This is a genomic window from Paenibacillus caui, from assembly GCF_019904135.1.
GTDB classification, from domain to species: domain Bacteria; phylum Bacillota; class Bacilli; order Paenibacillales; family Paenibacillaceae; genus Fontibacillus; species Fontibacillus caui.
On the sequence record NZ_JAIOGQ010000008.1, the window covers coordinates 48,528 to 65,608 of the forward strand.

Sequence of the window (17,081 nt, forward strand, 5' to 3'; positions counted from 1 at the left end):
CTGAGGGTATGGCATCAATGGCAAGCCTTTCTGAGCCTTCCTGAGCCTATCCGGGTGCGATGCAGCTAGTTTGTAAGGGATCCAAACAGCGATACAACCCAGTTGATGCTTTTCTGGGACGCATCCTGAAGCAGCTCTCCCGTTTTATCGGCAAAGTGGTCGACGGCCGTCTGGGGCGAAGGCTGCAGCAGCATTTGCCCCGGCGTCTGATAGCTCTGCCCTCCGCCTGGCGCAGAACCGGGTGACCCGCCGCCCTGCGGGACGGCCTGTGTTTCCGTCTGGGAGGGCGCAGTTCCTGGAGTGGGCTGGGATCGATTTTGAACATAATAATAGGTCTGTCCATTCGAAAGCTTGACATAGGTTCCCTGCTCATAGATCGAACCTGCCCCTCCAGCGCCGTCCGCCCCTTGCACAGCCGCCGGCGTTCCGCCGCTTCCGGTTCCGGCTGCCGGAGGTTCATAGCCGGCGGTTTGCGCCTGTGCATTATAGTCCGTGGACGGATTGTCCGAAACAAGCTGCATGCCAATGGCTGCTCCTGCCGCCAGAAGAGCTCCATATAACACTACTTTTTTGAATGCGCGTGACATGCGGATAATCCTCCTTTTATTAAGAATGGTTCAAATCGGTCGTTTGTTTCTTGCCTTTGTCGGTGTTTTTGACAGTGTTTTTGCCGGCTTGAACCGTGCTGGCTTTCTTCGCTTTCTGATCTTCAAAATAAACGTCGGCAATGATGTCCGCCAAAATCTTCGAAGAACGCTGAAGCTCTTCCTCCGAGTTGTCAATGCCTCCAACTTCAATCAGTAGGCTGTTCGGAGAAAGCGACTGATTGTACTCCCCGTTGCCCTGGGCGCTTGTTTTCCCCCATATGCCCCGGGAGAGACCTGGATAAGCCTTTTCCATCCGCTCATGAATTTTACTCGCAAAAGCTTCATTTTTGCGCCAGTCCGGATTGCCATGACCGATTATAAAATAAATTTGCGCGTAGCTGACCCCCTCGATCGTGGTTGTTGTCTTCTTGTAGCTCTGCGAGTCACGGTGAATATCAATGAAGTAATTTAAAGTTTGATAGTCAGCGAGCGCATCCTTGAGCGTAGCACGCGAATATTTGTAAGAGTAGTTATAATTGTAGCCGCTCACTTCCTTCATATAGTCTTCAAAGACGTGATGGGCTCCTACTCCTTTTTTCTCCAATTCTTCGGCAATAAAGTCGCCAACAACACCAACATTTTTGGAACGATTGGCCGAGCTTGGATTGTCGGTCTTCGTACCGAGCAGGGGGTTATAGGATTCGTGCGGATGGGAGTGGTAAACCATTACGGCTTTGACTTTATTTTTGGAGGGCTGCGTAGCACTCGAATCCCCATCCTTGTCCCCGCTGTCCTTGGAATTTCCGGGTTTTCCGCTACTGCCGTTCCCTTGGGAGGGATCGTCTACTTTGTCTTTGTCTGTATCCGGCGTTTTTCCGCTGCCGTCCCAGATTCGGTTGTCCGTGCGGTAATCTTCCGGCGCTGTGGGCGTTCCGCCTCTGGAGCTGGCTCTGAGCAGAATAGGGCTGTTGTTGCCAAGTCCGGGAACTTCACGCGAAACGAGACTTTTCGGGTCCGAGGGATTGATGTTCGTCAGAAGCTGAAAGACGAAGTTCGTCATATGTTTACCGGAAAAGACATCGGAGGACTCGCTCTTCTCAGGTTTCAGATGAGGAACCTCCATGCCGAGCATTTCAGCAAAAAATCCGCTGGACAGCGTGGAAGCCAACCCTTTCATGGAGGATACCGGCGAAGTGTTCAAACTTTTTTCGGCCAGCCCCCCGACTCCAAGCATGATGAAAAAAAGCATCGACATTAGCGCCAGCACAATCAGCGTTTTACCCGTCGCCAATATCTGAATGATCTTCCGTTTTAACAGGCCGATATTCCATGTTTTGAACCCGTTCATGACTCTATGTCCTCCTTCATCCGGTTGATGAAATCTCTTACACTTCAACTCTATGAGCCGGATAATAGAAGTAGAACAAGTTATTGATAAACAAGTAGAAACGGTTCAGTCGCCCTTGTAAGGGAGATGAACCGTCTTTGTACGGCTGTACGGGATGCACAAATAGATGGAGAGCCAGGCCAATACTTTTCTATTTCAGCACATAGAAGCCTTGCAGCGCTGCGGGATTCATAGAAAGCTCTCTATCAGGCCGGAAGGATACAATCCATAGTTTAATGCGTATAGGCTCCGACATTATCCGAATTTACCGCCTGATGCAAGGAAGCATTTAACCCGCTGGCAACGACATTCGCGATATCTTCCACAAACTCGTCGATTTCTTTTGGCGTAACGATGACGTCATGGCCAAGCGGCTGCAGCACTTCCTTGACGAGCGCCAGCCTTTCCTGCTCGCTAAGATCGGTCAGCATTCCCATGATCTGCTTGGTCTGCTCGCCGCCGGCATTTTCACGCCCAAAATGGTCTTTCATCATATCAATCGCGCTGCCCACGATCGTCGATGCGTAACAAACAGTAGGAACGCCGATGGCAATACAAGGGATGCCCAGAATCTCCTGGGTCAGGCCCCGCCGTTTGTTGCCGATGCCCGATCCGGGATGAATGCCGATATCCGCAATCTGAATCGTCGTATTGACCCGTTCGAGCGATTTGGAGGCAAGCGCATCGATCGCTACGATCACATCCGGTTTCGTCCGGTCGATAATGCCCTGAACCACTTCGCTGGATTCAATGCCTGTCACCCCAAGAACTCCAGGTGCAATCGCGCTGACCTCGCGATACCCTGGCCGCACCTGTTCGGGCGCCAGCTCGAAATAATGCCGGGTCACCAGAATATTCTCCACGACAAGCGGACCTAATGAATCCGGCGTCACATTCCAGTTGCCCAAGCCCACAACGAGCACCTTGGCATTTTCAGGAACGCCGATCTTGTTCAAAAATCCCGTAAATTCCTTTATGAACACCTGAGCCACCCGTTCCTGCAAATCCGTATCCTGGGTTCGCAGGCCCGGAACCTCCAGGGTGATATAATGCCCTTGTACGCGCCCAATCTGACGTGATGCCGCTTCATTCATTACATCTAGCCGGGTTACTTTAATGCCGTCATGTTCTTCGGCTTGTTCGTTTAGTCCCGGTATTGGCCCCCCGTGCGTGGCCTCGGCGATCTCTTTGGCTTCCAACGCCAAATCCGTCCGGATACTGTACTGCTGCAAATCCAGTTCCATGTTTTAAAACCTCCTTTTACCGCTGTTTCTTGTATTGTGCGGGAGAAGCACAAAGTTTATACAAAAGAAATAACGTGGATTTTACGGATTTTATTGCATTTTGCCTTGCCTCGTGCTAAACTATTTTAAGTTGTGAATCATCTGGGTGATAATGCCTTTTACAGGAGGTGAATGCAATGCCAAACATTAAATCCGCAATCAAACGCGTAAAGACTAGCGACAAGCGTCGTGCTCTGAACGCTTCCCAAAAATCGGCACTTCGTACCGTTGTTAAGACTGCCGACACAGCACTCGTTAACAATGACGTAGAAGCAGCCAAAGCTGCAATCATCGCCGCTACCAAGAAACTGGATAAAGCCGCTACCAAAGGTTTGATCCACAAAAACGCAGCTGCACGCAAGAAATCCCGTCTTGCCAAAAAACTGAACGCCCTTACGTCCCAAGCGTAACCCGGCCGTTTATATACAGCTAAGCTGACAAGCGCCAAAAGACCTGAACGAAATTTTTCGTTCAGGTCTTTTTACTTTGGGCAGTGCTATAGAAAAATGGCCCTTCCCCTATACGGGAAAGGGCTGTTACGCTTCAAGCCCCCAAGCGCAGCAGGAACATTTCAATGCCCAGCACCTTGTCCATGCGTCCGCTTTTCATTTCGTAATCCAGCTGGGCAAGGTGTAACAAAGCATTGTTCAGTTGGGCCTGACTGAATTTGCGCGCCTGCTCGCTGGCGATTTTGACGGCATAGGGATGTAGTCCAAGCTGGGAGGCAATCTGCTGCTGGGAATAGCTATGGCCGCCGAGCTCCTTAACCTGGAGCATAATTCTGAACTGGCGGGCGATCAGCGCCGCAATTTTGATCGGCTCTTCCTTTTGTTTAAGCAGCTCATAAAAGGTATTGATCGCCCGGTCAAGCTTCAAATTCGCAATATCTTCAACCATTCCGAACACATTTTGCTCGGTCGTTCTGGCAACTAGCTTTTCAACCGCTTCCACGCTGATTTCCCCGCCTGCGCCCGCAAACAGAGAGAGCTTGTCCAGCTCTGCGGACAAAGCCGACATCTGCACGCCCGAGCTTGCGATAAGCGTTTCCGCTGCCTTTTGCAGCATCGAGCACTTCCGCTTCCCGGCTTCGCGAACCACCCATTGCACCAGCTCCTCTGCCTTAAGTGGCATAAAGGAAATCACTTTGCCGGACGATTTTATCGTTTTCACCGTTTTTTTGCGTTCATCCAGCTTCTCTCCGTTTACGACAAACAGAACGACACTGTGATCGGCCGGATCGGCCAAATAAGACAGCAGCCGGTCAACGTTATGTTCGATTTTGCCTCCCTCTTTGCCCGCCGAAAACAGTGAACCCGCCTTCACGATGACGAGCTTGCGCTCCACCAGAAAAGGCAGCGTCTCCGCTTCCTCGACAACGAACTCCACCGGCGTTTCCGTCAAATCCATATGAATGACCGCAAACTCCCGGTTATCGGGCTCCACCAGTTGATCGGTAACCGTGTCAACAAATTCCCGGATCTGATATTTTTCGGTGCCGTAGCACAAATATAAAGGGCTGATCTTGCCCTGCTTGATTTCTTTTATGGCCGTTCTGGCATCCATCTGTTCTTACCCCTCCCGTGAAATCCCCTTCTAAAGCGACGAGAATACCATGAATCAATGCCGATTTGCTCACAGGGAACCAAACTTTTAAACCTTAATTTTTATCCAAAACGCCGCTTCCGGCGCAACCTGCCACCGACTGATGTTCCTATTGTAAAATAACTTTCTTCCTCAAACAACAAAGGAACCTCAGGCTCGTTCAAAGAGCTGAAGTTCCTTTGTTCCAGTGCATCTATATAAACACAGGCAAGAAAAGCTCTAGAAACTTTTCTGCCTATGGTCATACGACGTCCGGTTGCCGATCACTTAATTGTTCGTTCGGTAGTTCATGCAATAGTTACTATATACTCTATTCCGATCCTTTGAAAAAGGTTCCTCATTTTTGAAGAGAGGCTGCCGCCTGTTTCGCGTCTACCTTTGAACTAACGGTAACGCCATCCTGAATCACGCTGTAGGAGAACACAGCGCCCTCCGCGGCCCATTCTCCGCCTGCCCATTCACCTTTAAGCGGATCGTCGTATATTTTTACCTGTTTGCCTGAAGAAATATCATAGACATTCAAATGTTCGTCTTCGAGCATCGCCACATAGTTGCCATCCGGAGAAACCCATTGGTTGGAAGGAAGCAGGGAAGTAATATCAAAAATCGTCGACTCCTCGTTATGACGGGAAATTTGAGGATCGATCATTTCGTCGTCCAACCTTTTATCGCCCTCTAGAGGCTCCCCCTTGGGCTCCTGGGCGTTATCATCAGCCCCGGAATCCGCGACAAACAGCTGCTGGGGATCCTGGCTGCTGTCGGCTGATGCAGGAGCGCTTCCGCCTTCAGGGTTAGCCGGGGAAACGGATGGACTTTCGCCAGGTGCGGCCGTGGCTCCCGCGCTATTTGGAGCAACCTTTTCTCCTGAAGCATGACTGCTTTGCTGGCCGTTGTCCGGGTTCGGTGAAGCCGTGGCGTTCGGAGAGTTCGAAGAAGTGCTGCCGTTCTTGGCATCCTTGGTGTCCGCAGGTTCCGGAGTCGGCTCCGGCTGCTTCAGGGCCGTCCCGTTGTTATTGCCAGAACTAGAGAACATACTATCGGATGGCGAAGCTGCTCCTCCGTCCGAACCGGAAGAGCCTTCTACCGTATTTCCGCTGTTGGTACCGGCAGAGCTGCTGTCCGATGTGTCCATCGTAGAACTCGTTGTCATATCCTTCTCAGTTGCGGGCTCCGCATTCGGAATCTGCTTCGGCTGAAATTGATAGATACAGAACCCGAGAATAATAGCCGCAGCCGCTCCCCCGGCTGTCCGGGCCCATAAACGTGTTCTCCGTTTGGATGAAATCCGTTCCTGGTCTTCCTGCCTGCTGTTGCGCACGCTACGCATCAGCGGCGCCACATTTCCCTGGGCGGGACCCGATTTGTCTTCTGCCGCTTCCAATCGGTCCAATTCGTCAAGCTGCGGCATAATGGCATCTACCAGACTGTAGCGGGGCTTGACGTCGGGCAGGTTGTCCAATTGGTCCGACACCCTCTTCAGCATATCGAACATTTCGGAACAATCCGCACAGTTGTCCAAATGCTGAAGCAGCTGCTTCTGCTCGGTTTCACTCAGATCATGGTCCAAATACCGATTCATCCATTCCACCGCCTCGGAGCATTTCATCCCGACACACCACCTTTCTGATAATCTTGGAGTAAGCTTTGAAGCTGTTGTCTGGCTCTATACAAATAAGATTTGACTGTATTTAACGGTAAATCCATACTGTCCGCAATTTCATTGTAGGAAAAATCCTGCAGATAGCGGAGCACAACGACCGACCGGTGATGCTCAGGAAGCTTATTAATGGCATCCTGGATATCCTTGGCCAAATAGCCCGACATCACCTGGCGTTCGACACTGTCATTTCCCTGGAACACCATGTCGTGCTCTTCAATGGAAACCGTCGGTTTGTTCCGCCTGAATTTATCGATGCATATATTGGTTACAATTCGCTGTACCCATGTCTTGAATTGCGCCTTTTCTTCGTATGAACCGATTTTTGTATAGATTCGGATCAAGGCCTCCTGCGCTGCATCATGCGCGTCCTGTTCATTGTTCAGGATATAAAAGGCCGTCCGGTAAACATGCTGTTCAATCTCTCGCAATAGGGTGATTAGAGCGTCGCGATCGCCTGATTGAGCGGCCCTGATGAGTTCCTGCTCTACCACTGTGATCCCCCTTCCTTGCAACCTTACAGACGGAGAATGTCTGCAAATTGTTGCATCGACCAGTGTCTTTTTTCATAAAATAAATCATATGTAGGAACTATGGCTCACGGTGTCTATCATAGAATATCAGAAAAAAAGAATGGAGTCATTAGGGCAGGAATCACATGCTGTGCTCTATTCCCTGAGTCTGTGTCTGAAACTGATCTCCCCCTGATAAACTTTCATTTGAACTTCACCCATGAGATCTGTCCTGTAAATCGCTGTACCGCTTGATTCTAGACGTTTCATAACGTCGGCATTCGGATGTCCGTAAGTATTGTTCGCGCCTACGGAAATTACAGCATTTACCGGATGCCAATAATCCAGCCACTCCTTCGTCGTCGACGATTTGCTGCCATGATGGCCCACTTTGAGCACGTCAATGCCGGATGGACGGGCCAAACGGGACGCTGCCCCAGCCTCAGCATCGGCCCTATCCATTCCCAAAGCTTTTGCACCGTTCTCCTGCTTAAGACGAGCCAGCAAAAGATGTTCGGCACCCGCATCCAAATCCCCGGTAAACAGAAAGGTTGCACCTTCCATATTTAACAGGAAAACAACTGAATGGGCGTTTTGCTCGGTCACCAAAGGTATTTCGGTCATTTGTCCGGGACGGGACGCTTCATTTTCATTTGCCAGCGGCCCAAGAAACATCAGCTCTGTTGACGAGTCTGCCTTTAAACGCATTCCATAGCTTGCAAAATAAATAGGAATCTTGTAACGTAGCGCAAGATCTGCCAGATCGGCATAAGTTGTACTTTCGCTGATGCTTCCGTTCACGATAAGAGACTCTACCGGAATCTCCTTCAGCACAGCCTGCAAGCCGCCGGCATGATCCTGATCCCAGTGGGTGACAATGACGGCATCCAGGGAATGGATCCCCCTTTTTTTGAGCAACGGGACAACGACCTTGGCCCCTACCTCATATGGCTCCCTCCGGCCACGCCAGGCATCAGCGGCTTTCCGGAACGAAACAGTTCCCCCGCCGTCAACCAGTATATTCCGCCCTTTTGGAGTTATGATCAATATACTGTCTCCTTGACCGACATCTAAAAACTGTACATACCCTTTCCCTCCGGCATAGGCCGGCTGATAACCTGAATACAAGGTCCCTGCCAAAATCACGGCAAGCGCGAGACTCAACCATCCTGCACGCCGGCTTGATGCCTGCATGATCGACACCCCAACTCCCGATCTCACAGAGGGAGAGGGCCGCATTTCCGGATAAAGCGGGACGGTTTCATCTTTAGACACGGATAACCCCACCGGTGCAAGCAGACGGCTGCTTATTTTCAGAAGTAAGAAAAGAGTCAGATAGTAAAGTCCAATCCACCAGAGAGGCGGAGATTTCCAGATCATCCCGAACCCGGTCCGGCCCTCCAGCCAGGCAACCGCTTCAAAGGTGAGATAATTGACAAGCTGTACGGGATATGCGGCCCAGGTGCCGAGAGGAAGCCATACAGAACCGAGAAGCAGAGCCGCCGTTCCTAACGGCAGGGACAGCAGACTGACGAACGGAACCAGGACAAGGTTGGCCGCAAAAGACAGCAGCGAAAATTGATTAAAATAGTAGATCGTAAGCGGAAAGGAGACAAGCTGGGCTGTCAACGTGATGGCTGCCGCATCTGCCAGCCGTTTCGGCAGAAATCCGAACCACTGGCGAACAACGGGAACAAGAACGATCAAACCCTCCGTTACGGAAAAAGAAAGCTGGAAGCTGACATCCAGCAAATAATAGGGCTCCCACAGCAGCATCAGCAGCGCCGCCGCAGCGATAATATTCAGCCCGTCCTTCAGCAGCTGCCTGCGCATAAGGTACAAGCCGATCATGGCCATAATTCCGGATCGTACCACAGAAGGCGAAAGCCCTGTAACAAGCATGTAAAAAGGAATAAAAACAAGCACGACCGAAAACGCAGTTTCTCTCGGAACCTTTGCCAGACGAAGCAGCCAGAACAAAACGGCGACATTGACTGCGACATGGCTGCCTGAAATCGCTAGAATATGCGTTAAACCCAGGGCTGAAAACCCTTTGTAAATATCCGGATGGAGCTCATCCGTATCTCCAATCAAAAGTCCTTTCATATATCCGGCGCTGCGTTCTCCGAAAATGTCCGCTACCCTGTTGCCGATGGCCGCCCGCAGCCTGTCATTATAGCCCAGAAGGCTTGCCGGGCCGAAGCTTCCGGAGTCAATGTGTACCGCTGCTGCACCTGCCCCCTTCACGATCCAGTGGATGCGTTTGTTGTGCAGGTACGAGGCGTAATCAAACCCTCCGAAATTCCGCGCGCCCGCCGGCTTCTCCAGGGAACCGGACATGCGAATTCGCCGGCCTCTTTCCCAGGATTGTATGCTCTCTATTTCCTGTTTCTCAGCCAGACGGACCTGCACCTTGACTTTCTCGCCACCCGCCTTCGCCCATTCGGCTCCCTGATTTGCCCTGGAAATCCGCTTCACCACAGCAGTGAAATCCACGCGGTCTCCGTCTCTCTCCACGGCGGAAACGATCGTTCCTTCAATCTGGACGGAAGCTCCCTCCAGATCTTTCTCTGCTGCATGAAGCGCTTCAGGCAGGCGGGTTACATTCCGGCTATCGTTAATCTGCCAGTAAAAGGATGCTGCAGTCAAAATAATGAGCAGCCATACGAACCGCTTCAGCGCGCATCCCGCAGCCAGTGCCAGCAGCGGGGCCATCAGCACAAGCCCGGTCCAAAGCAGCCAGAACGATCTTCCGCCGCCGCTAAGCAGGGCGAGCCCGCTGCCCGCGATCCAGCAGCACGCGGCTTTCAATAGCGGCCTTTGCTTCACCTCGGCATTCTCCTTTCAATTCACAGCAAACAGAAAAAACCTCCGCAAAGCCTTGGGGCAGCGGAGGTTCTTCCTCTAAATACTCGGCAATACCTATTTAATTGCGTTCCTTGTCAAGCGTACCGGCAGGCGGGTTATATTGGTCAAGCTGACGAAAAACGATTCCTTTCTGCCGCATGAGTTCCCTTACCTGCATCGTATCCTTGGTATATGGCCGATGATATATGATTTCTACGATACCGCTGTTGGCCAGCATTTTCGCGCAGGTCCAGCAGGGCTCATCCGTCACGTACACGCTTGATCCTTCCCTGTCCGCACGGTCTGTGAACAGCAGCAGATTCTGTTCGGCATGAATCGTTCGGATGCAGCGCTGTTTCCTCACTACCTGTTCCCTGCCGTCCACCAGGACGGTCTCCAGCTCTTCCGCAATCAGGCAGCCTGCCTCCGAACAATCCGGCACACCGGACGGCGCACCGTTATAGGCGGTTCCGAGCAGCTTCTTTCCCTGCACCAGCACCGTCCCTACATGGCGTCTGCTGCATCTGGAACGGGTCGAAACCATATAGGCGATATCCATGAAATACGTGTCCCAATCTTTACGATCGTCTGCTTTCATTACAAAGATCTCCTGTTCTCAGAGCCCGATATACGGCATCATCTTCTGGAACATTTTGTCCCCGATCCCTTTCACATTCTTCAATTCCGCCAAAGACGAGAACGCTCCATGCCGGTTCCGGTAATCAAGGATGGCCTGCGCTTTCTTCGCTCCTATTCCCGGAATCTCCTGCAGTTTCTCGAGCCCGGCCGTATTGATGTGAATTAATCCGTCCTCTTCTCCCGCAGCACTGCCAGCAGTTCCTGCGACCTTCCCTAAAGCAGATGAGGTTGATGCGAGAATAGCTGCAGACGAACCGGCCGAAGCCGTGGGACCCGACGAATCGGGACTCTTTTCTGATGAAGCTGTAATTGCTGTTGATCCTGATCCTTCCGGCTGCTTGTCACCTTCAGAATCGTTCTGAAGCTTGGCTGCGGCCGGTGAGTTTGCTCCCTTGGCGGCAGCTGATTGCTGCAGCGTTCTGGCCTGGGCCATGGCGTCATTGACCGGCACCCATCCTTCAATGCCGGATGCTGGTTTGCCGCCAACCGCCAGCAGCATCAGGCCTGCTCCGCAAACGGCAGATACGACCGCAATCGCGATCCGTTCCTTCATCACTACTCCAGCCCCAATCTATCAAGAATTCATGACGGCTCTATGGATGTATCCATGAAGTTCTTTTCAAGATGTCAAATCACGGCTGCGCAACAATTCATTTTAGCCTACTACGATATTCACAAGCTTGCCGGGCACAGCTATAACCTTGCGTACGGTTTTGCCTGAAACAGCGGCGGCAACATTAGGAAGCGACAGGGCATGCTCCTGCATGGCCGCCTGGTCCAAATCTTTGGAAATTTTGGTGCGTTCCACAATTTTGCCGTTCACCTGAACCACAATTTCAACCTCGGATTCAACAGTCCAGGCTTCATCATAAGAAGGCCAAGGCACATAAGTTACCGTTTCCTGATGTCCAAGACGCCGCCACAGTTCTTCCGCCAGATGCGGCGCAAGCGGGGACAGCAATTGGACAAAATTTTCGGCGGCCGCTCTCGGCACAACATCGGTCTTGTAAGCCTCATTGATGAAAATCATCAGCTGGCTGATCACTGTGTTGAAACGGAGCCCTTCCATATCCTCGGAAACCTTCTTGATCGTCTTGTGCCATATGCGTTTGAAATCGTCGCTGCCTTCGCCATCCACAATTTTAGAGCTCAGGCTGCCGTCCTCGGCAACAAACAGGCGCCATACGCGGGACAAGAAACGATGGGCTCCATCTACGCCATTCGTGTTCCAAGGCTTGGTCGCTTCCAGCGGCCCCATAAACATTTCATAAATGCGGAGCGTATCTGCTCCATATTCGTTCACGATATCATCCGGATTGATGACGTTGCCACGGGATTTACTCATTTTCTCATTATTGGTACCCAAAATCATGCCTTGGTTAACGAGCTTTTGGAACGGTTCCTTCGTCGAGACTACACCGAGATCGTACAGTACTTTGTGCCAGAAACGGGCATACAGCAGATGAAGCACGGCATGCTCTACGCCGCCGATATACAGGTCAACCGGCAGCCATTCCTTCTGCTTATCCGGCGAGCAGAGTTCCTTGTCGTTATGCGGATCGATGAACCGCAGGTAATACCAGCAGCTTCCTGCCCACTGCGGCATCGTGTTCGTCTCGCGACGCGCCGGAAGGCCTGTTTCCGGATCTGTCGTATTCACCCATTGGGTGACGTTGGCCAGAGGCGATTCTCCCGTACCGGAAGGCTTGATCTGGTCGATCTCCGGCAGAACGAGCGGAAGCTGATCCTCCGGCACCGGCTTCATGCTGCCGTCTTCAAGATGGAGAATCGGGATCGGCTCACCCCAATAGCGCTGGCGGCTGAACAGCCAGTCGCGCAGACGGTAAGTCACTTTACCGCGACCTTTGCCGTTCTCTTCAAGCCAGGCGATCATTTTGCGAATGCCTTCCTCTTTGCCTGTTCCGTCCAGGAAGCCGGAATTAACGTGCAATCCGTCGCCGCTGTATGCCTCCTTGGAAAGGTCTCCGCCCTCTACGACTTCAATGATCGGAAGATCGAATTTTTGGGCGAACTCGTAGTCCCGCTGGTCATGTCCTGGAACGGCCATAATCGCTCCGGTTCCGTAACCTGCCAGTACATAATCGGCAATCCAGATCGGAAGCTTGGCTCCATTGACCGGGTTCACCGCATATGCGCCGGTGAATACCCCGGTCTTGTCCTTCGCAAGATCCGTTCGCTCAAGATCGCTCTTGCGGGCAGCCTGATCCTGATAAGCGGTTACCGCCGCGGATTGCTCAGGAGTAGTAATCGCCGCTACCAGCTCGTGTTCAGGAGCCAGCACGGCATAAGTTGCCCCGAACAACGTATCGGGACGGGTGGTGAATACAGTCAGACTCTTCTCGTGACCATCCACCTGAAAAACTACCTCAGCCCCTTCGGATTTGCCAATCCAGTTGCGCTGCATATCCTTGATGCTCTCCGACCAGTCGAGCTCTTCCAAATCTTCAAGCAGCCGCTCGGCATATTCCGTAATCTTCAGCACCCACTGGCGCATCGGCTTCCGGATAACCGGATGTCCGCCCCGTTCGCTCTTGCCGTCGATAACCTCTTCATTGGCAAGCACCGTACCGAGCGCCGGGCACCAGTTCACCGGCATTTCGGCTACATAGGCAAGTCCTTTCTTGTATAGCTGGATAAAAATCCACTGTGTCCATTTATAATATTCCGGGTCCGTTGTGCTGATCTCGCGGTCCCAATCATAAGAGAAGCCCAGCGATTTGATCTGCCGGCGGAAGTTGTTGATATTCTTGACGGTAATATCCCGCGGATGCTCTCCGGTATCCAGCGCGTGCTGCTCCGCCGGAAGGCCGAAAGCGTCCCATCCCATCGGATGAAGCACATTATAGCCTTTCATCCGCTTGTAGCGGGAGACGATATCCGTAGCCGTATAGCCTTCCGGATGGCCTACGTGAAGCCCCGCTCCCGATGGATATGGAAACATATCAAGGGCATAAAACTTGGGTTTGCCCGGTTCTTCCTTGGTTTTGAATGTCTGATTCTCATCCCAGTAGGTCTGCCATTTCGGCTCAAGGCTCTGCGGGTGATAGCCGCTGCCAATTTCGTTATTTTCCGACATGAAAAGGTTCCTCCTTCATTTGCTGCACTTAACAATTTCAAAATAGAGTAAGACTTAAAGACGAGTACCTTGGCACCGCGCCGTATTAAGGCTTCCTACATATTAAAAAACCTCTCATCCATAGCGTATAATCGCTAGGGACGAGAGGTTTATTCCCGTGGTACCACCCTAGTTAGCTTCGGGCATGCTTTGCCTTTGGCTCACTTTGCGCCCGTAACGCAGGCGAATGCGATGATGTTCCCCCTGCAGCCAATCCAAAATGCGTGCTCAGATGCCCGCGAACATGGCTTACAGTGTTTGCATCATAACTCAGAGGCGAGTTCATTTCGAGCTGCTCACCGGCTTGCACCAACCGCCGATTCTCTGAACAGCAGCAGCAAAATTAATAATCCTCATCACAGTTGTCAAAATATCCATTTTTAATACCCATTATTATATCTAACGAACAGCTGTCAAGTCAATGAGCCTTTACGGGATGGGTTCATGTTATAAACCTGCCTGTTCTGGAGACTATTAACTTGAACCGATGAAACGTTACCTTAAAATCCGCGGTCCAAAGCCATTTGCGAAAGCGCCAAGGCGCCGCACAAGCCGGCATTGTCGCCAAGCTGTGGCGGAACGATGTAGCTGCCGATATTTTCATTCAGGCTTGGATGCTGCACATAACCGCCGAGCAGCTCTTTCAGTTTGGCGTGAATCAACGGGAACAGCTGCAGCTGCTTCATCACGCCGCCGCCCATAATGATTTTCTCGGGAGACAGAACCAATACATAATTCATAAGGGCTTGAGCCAGATAATAGGCTTCCATCTCCCATGCCGGATGATCCTTCGGAAGATCGCCAGCCGGAACCCCCCACCGTTTCCCGATGGCAGGTCCTGCCGCAAGACCTTCGAGACAATCTCCATGGAACGGACACGTTCCTTCGAATTTATCGTCCGGATGACGGCGCACAATAATATGGCCCATCTCAGGATGGGACAGCCCGTGAACCAGCTTTCCGTCGATCATGGCTCCAACGCCGATCCCTGTGCCCACTGTGATATAGATGCAGCTGCCCGTGCCCTTCGCGGCTCCCCACAGGGTTTCGCCAAGCGCAGCACCGTTCACGTCGGTGTCAAAGGCAAGCGGAACATCAAACTCGGACTTAAGCGTACCTACAACATTGAAATTGCTCCAATAAGGTTTTGGAGTGGTTGTGATATAACCATATGTATCACTATCAAGGACCGGATCAATCGGTCCGAAAGAGCCAACACCAAGCGCTTCGATTGGTTTGTCTTTAAAAAAGGCGATCACTTTCCCCATCGTTTCTTCCGGTGTTGTCGTCGGAAAGCTGACACGTTCAAGAACCTCTCCGTCTTTGGTCCCTACGCCGCAAATAAATTTGGTTCCGCCAGCTTCTATAGCTCCTAGCATATCCTTCTCCCCAATCTGTTGAATAATGAAAATTTACTCATAACGATTGTATCACAAACTGATGATGAATGTATGTTAAAAAGTAACCGTTTTCCGGAAAGTTTCACATCTCTGTAATACAATCTTGTACGTGCTGGGACTTTACAGATACAAAAAAAGAGGATTATAATTTATAGGCAGCTTGTTATTTGTTCGTGAAGTAATTAACGAGACGTGGCTCAGCTTGGTAGAGCGCTTGCTTCGGGAGCAAGAGGTCGCAGGTTCAAATCCTGTCGTCTCGATTTTTTTTGCAATAAAGAGTTTTAGAGACAACAACCTTTTGGATTAACAAATCTGAAGGGAGTTGTCTTTTTTATGCAATCGCCGCTTCATATATTCAGATCATCATCTTGAAACTGAAAAAGACGGAGAGCATCGTCGCCGGCGCACTCCGTCTTTCCTTGTCTACTTCCGAATCGGCCCTTAAAAAGCAGTTATGCGAACAATCACCCGGTTAAGCTTACGGTACGATCGTTTCGCCGGGGCCGTGGAAGTCATCCACATTAATATGTCCCCAACCGCCTGTTTTGTTGTCTACCACTTTAAAATAAAATTGGACCCCATACGGGATAGGCCAGATCACCCTGCGGTAGGTTTCGCTGTTCTCCCCTGTAGCGCGATACAGCTCTTCTCCCGTTTCATTGTTAATTAAAGCAACATACAAATTATCGATATCATTGCCCCCGCCAATAAGGAAATCGACATACAATTTGCCCCAATAGGAATAAAACGTGGTCGACTTCAACGTGCCGGTAGCATCGTCGCCTGCATTCTTATAACCCCAGACGTGGTAGGTGCCCACATGATTGAAAGGCCCGCCCCAGCCCCAATCCGTATCGTTCGTCACGGTAAACGCATTGCCGGTTACCGTCCAACCGTTAAAATTGCCCACTTCAAAACTGCCGTTCGAAACGTAATTAGGGGGAACGGAAGCCGAAGCCGGAAGAATGGCGAAAAGGCTTACAAAAAGCGCTGTCACGATCAATGTCAAAAATTTTTTTCTTGAACCAAATACTCGAGTCATGCGATTACCTCCCGGTTAAGTATATTCAAAGGGCCGTTTCATAGATTAATTTACCATGAAATCCCAGTCTATGAACATAAACATATGGAATATTTTGTGTCATTTTCGTATAAATGAACACTTTTTACTATCTATTGAGATTACATTAGGCCGCATGACCTAATTGAGCAGGGTTAAACTAGGGAGTGTCTTTGACCAAGGGAAGCTCGTGATGGGGTTGCTGCCGCTATTATTCCGGACGGTATCGGTCATAGTGGACCTTTCAAAATAGTCAAACAAGAAAGACGGGGTCACGGCCCCGTCTTTCTTGTTACTGAATCGCTTCTTCAACCGGCTCTACAACCTGGTTTACCAGCGAGTTCCGGCTTAACATACTGCCCGCCTGCCCGCCTACAATTCGTCCCACACGGTTGCCCAGCACGCCGCCAAGCATTGCCCCAACCACGGTACCTACGCCGGGCATCATTGCACTGCCGAGCACCGCTCCATACTCCACTCCGGCCATTACGCCGACCGCCCCGGTTACGTTCTCTACCGTTTGCGCCGTATACTGCTTCTTGCCTATCTTTCCTTCCTGCAAATTCCTGGTGTCTTGAAGCTGCGACATGCCTCCGGCAAGAAGGCCTGCCCATAATGATCCGCCTTGGAACATAGGAAGCCCTCCATTCTTCTTTATAACTGCATAACCGCATCTAGCGGTCTTATTTGATTGTGCCCAATTTGTGTTTAGTTATTGGTTTTTACGCTTGGGAAATATTTTCTCATCGTTCGTGGTCAGAGATTGAAGCTTGCTTTGTGCCGCGGCACCTGCATCCTTCGCCATTTCGGTTAGATCGAGTACAGTCTCCGTTCCTCTAACCGCCCATCTTCTCACGGTTTTTCTAGCTTCCGGCGACAATGCAAACAATAAAGCTGCTGCCCCCAGTATCAAACCTGCACGTGATTTAATCATGAGAACCCTCCAAAAAATGGATTAACTTAAGTGAATA

The 17,081-nt window shown here is 51.1% G+C and carries 15 protein-coding genes, 1 tRNA gene and 1 other annotated feature; of the genes, 2 read left to right on the plus strand and 14 right to left on the minus strand.

The genetic code is table 11. From position 1 onward, the window contains the following. Positions 1–65: 65 nt before the first annotated feature. The 3 genes from K7397_RS06635 to gpr form a co-directional block, all read right to left on the minus strand. The gene (locus K7397_RS06635) at positions 66–587 is read right to left on the minus strand and encodes a hypothetical protein (protein ID WP_223067164.1); all 522 of its coding nucleotides are present in this window, start codon (positions 585–587) and stop codon (positions 66–68) included. A 19-nt stretch (positions 588–606) separates the two neighbouring features. Further along, positions 607–1,935 carry a stage II sporulation protein P gene (locus tag K7397_RS06640; protein ID WP_223067165.1) on the minus strand — a complete coding sequence of 443 codons (1,329 nt, stop codon included), beginning with the start codon at positions 1,933–1,935 and terminating at the stop codon, positions 607–609. Between the two features lie 272 nt (positions 1,936–2,207). Further along, positions 2,208–3,218, minus strand: coding sequence for a GPR endopeptidase (gene gpr / locus K7397_RS06645; protein ID WP_223067166.1), 1,011 nt, complete (start codon positions 3,216–3,218; stop codon positions 2,208–2,210). A 176-nt stretch (positions 3,219–3,394) separates the two neighbouring features. On the opposite strand from gpr, the gene rpsT reads away from it, so the two are divergent. Further along, a complete protein-coding gene (rpsT, locus tag K7397_RS06650; RefSeq protein WP_223067167.1) occupies positions 3,395–3,667 on the plus strand; it encodes a 30S ribosomal protein S20 in 273 nt (90 codons plus the stop codon). Positions 3,668–3,800: 133 nt separating this feature from the next. Here rpsT and holA read toward each other — a convergent pair whose 3' ends face one another. From holA to K7397_RS06690, 8 genes are all read right to left on the minus strand, one after another. Then, positions 3,801–4,820 carry a DNA polymerase III subunit delta gene (gene holA / locus K7397_RS06655; protein WP_223067168.1) on the minus strand — a complete coding sequence of 340 codons (1,020 nt, stop codon included), beginning with the start codon at positions 4,818–4,820 and terminating at the stop codon, positions 3,801–3,803. A gap of 376 nt (positions 4,821–5,196) precedes the next feature. Next, positions 5,197–6,465: a zf-HC2 domain-containing protein gene (locus K7397_RS06660; protein ID WP_223067169.1), complete on the minus strand. Its 1,269-nt coding sequence runs from the start codon at positions 6,463–6,465 to the stop codon at positions 5,197–5,199. Then, the gene (locus K7397_RS06665) at positions 6,462–7,010 is read right to left on the minus strand and encodes an RNA polymerase sigma factor (protein ID WP_223067170.1); all 549 of its coding nucleotides are present in this window, start codon (positions 7,008–7,010) and stop codon (positions 6,462–6,464) included. Before K7397_RS06665 ends, K7397_RS06660 begins: the two co-directional genes overlap by 4 nt. Positions 7,011–7,184: 174 nt before the next feature. Then, positions 7,185–9,857, minus strand: coding sequence for a DNA internalization-related competence protein ComEC/Rec2 (locus K7397_RS06670; protein WP_223067171.1), 2,673 nt, complete (start codon positions 9,855–9,857; stop codon positions 7,185–7,187). A 97-nt stretch (positions 9,858–9,954) separates the two neighbouring features. After that, a complete protein-coding gene (locus K7397_RS06675) occupies positions 9,955–10,473 on the minus strand; it encodes a deoxycytidylate deaminase (protein ID WP_223067172.1) in 519 nt (172 codons plus the stop codon). 18 nt (positions 10,474–10,491) lie between these two features. Beyond that, positions 10,492–11,067 carry a ComEA family DNA-binding protein gene (locus K7397_RS06680; RefSeq protein ID WP_223067250.1) on the minus strand — a complete coding sequence of 192 codons (576 nt, stop codon included), beginning with the start codon at positions 11,065–11,067 and terminating at the stop codon, positions 10,492–10,494. A gap of 102 nt (positions 11,068–11,169) precedes the next feature. Beyond that, a complete protein-coding gene (leuS, locus tag K7397_RS06685) occupies positions 11,170–13,611 on the minus strand; it encodes a leucine--tRNA ligase (protein WP_223067173.1) in 2,442 nt (813 codons plus the stop codon). Between the two features lie 133 nt (positions 13,612–13,744). Then, positions 13,745–14,019 (minus strand) — a binding site (T-box leader). 131 nt (positions 14,020–14,150) lie between these two features. Beyond that, complete coding sequence (locus tag K7397_RS06690; RefSeq protein WP_223067174.1) at positions 14,151–15,029, minus strand: ROK family protein; 879 nt, start codon at positions 15,027–15,029, stop codon at positions 14,151–14,153. Between the two features lie 207 nt (positions 15,030–15,236). On the opposite strand from K7397_RS06690, the gene K7397_RS06695 reads away from it, so the two are divergent. Beyond that, a tRNA-Pro gene (locus K7397_RS06695) sits at positions 15,237–15,310 on the plus strand. Positions 15,311–15,528: 218 nt separating this feature from the next. Here K7397_RS06695 and K7397_RS06700 read toward each other — a convergent pair. From K7397_RS06700 to K7397_RS06710, 3 genes are all read right to left on the minus strand, one after another. Beyond that, complete coding sequence (locus K7397_RS06700) at positions 15,529–16,092, minus strand: hypothetical protein (protein ID WP_223067175.1); 564 nt, start codon at positions 16,090–16,092, stop codon at positions 15,529–15,531. 310 nt (positions 16,093–16,402) lie between these two features. After that, positions 16,403–16,744 (minus strand): hypothetical protein, encoded by a 342-nt coding sequence (locus K7397_RS06705; RefSeq protein ID WP_223067176.1) that lies wholly within the window; start codon positions 16,742–16,744, stop codon positions 16,403–16,405. A 78-nt stretch (positions 16,745–16,822) separates the two neighbouring features. Beyond that, positions 16,823–17,044, minus strand: coding sequence for a hypothetical protein (locus K7397_RS06710; RefSeq protein WP_223067177.1), 222 nt, complete (start codon positions 17,042–17,044; stop codon positions 16,823–16,825). Between the last annotated feature and the right edge of the window lie 37 nt (positions 17,045–17,081).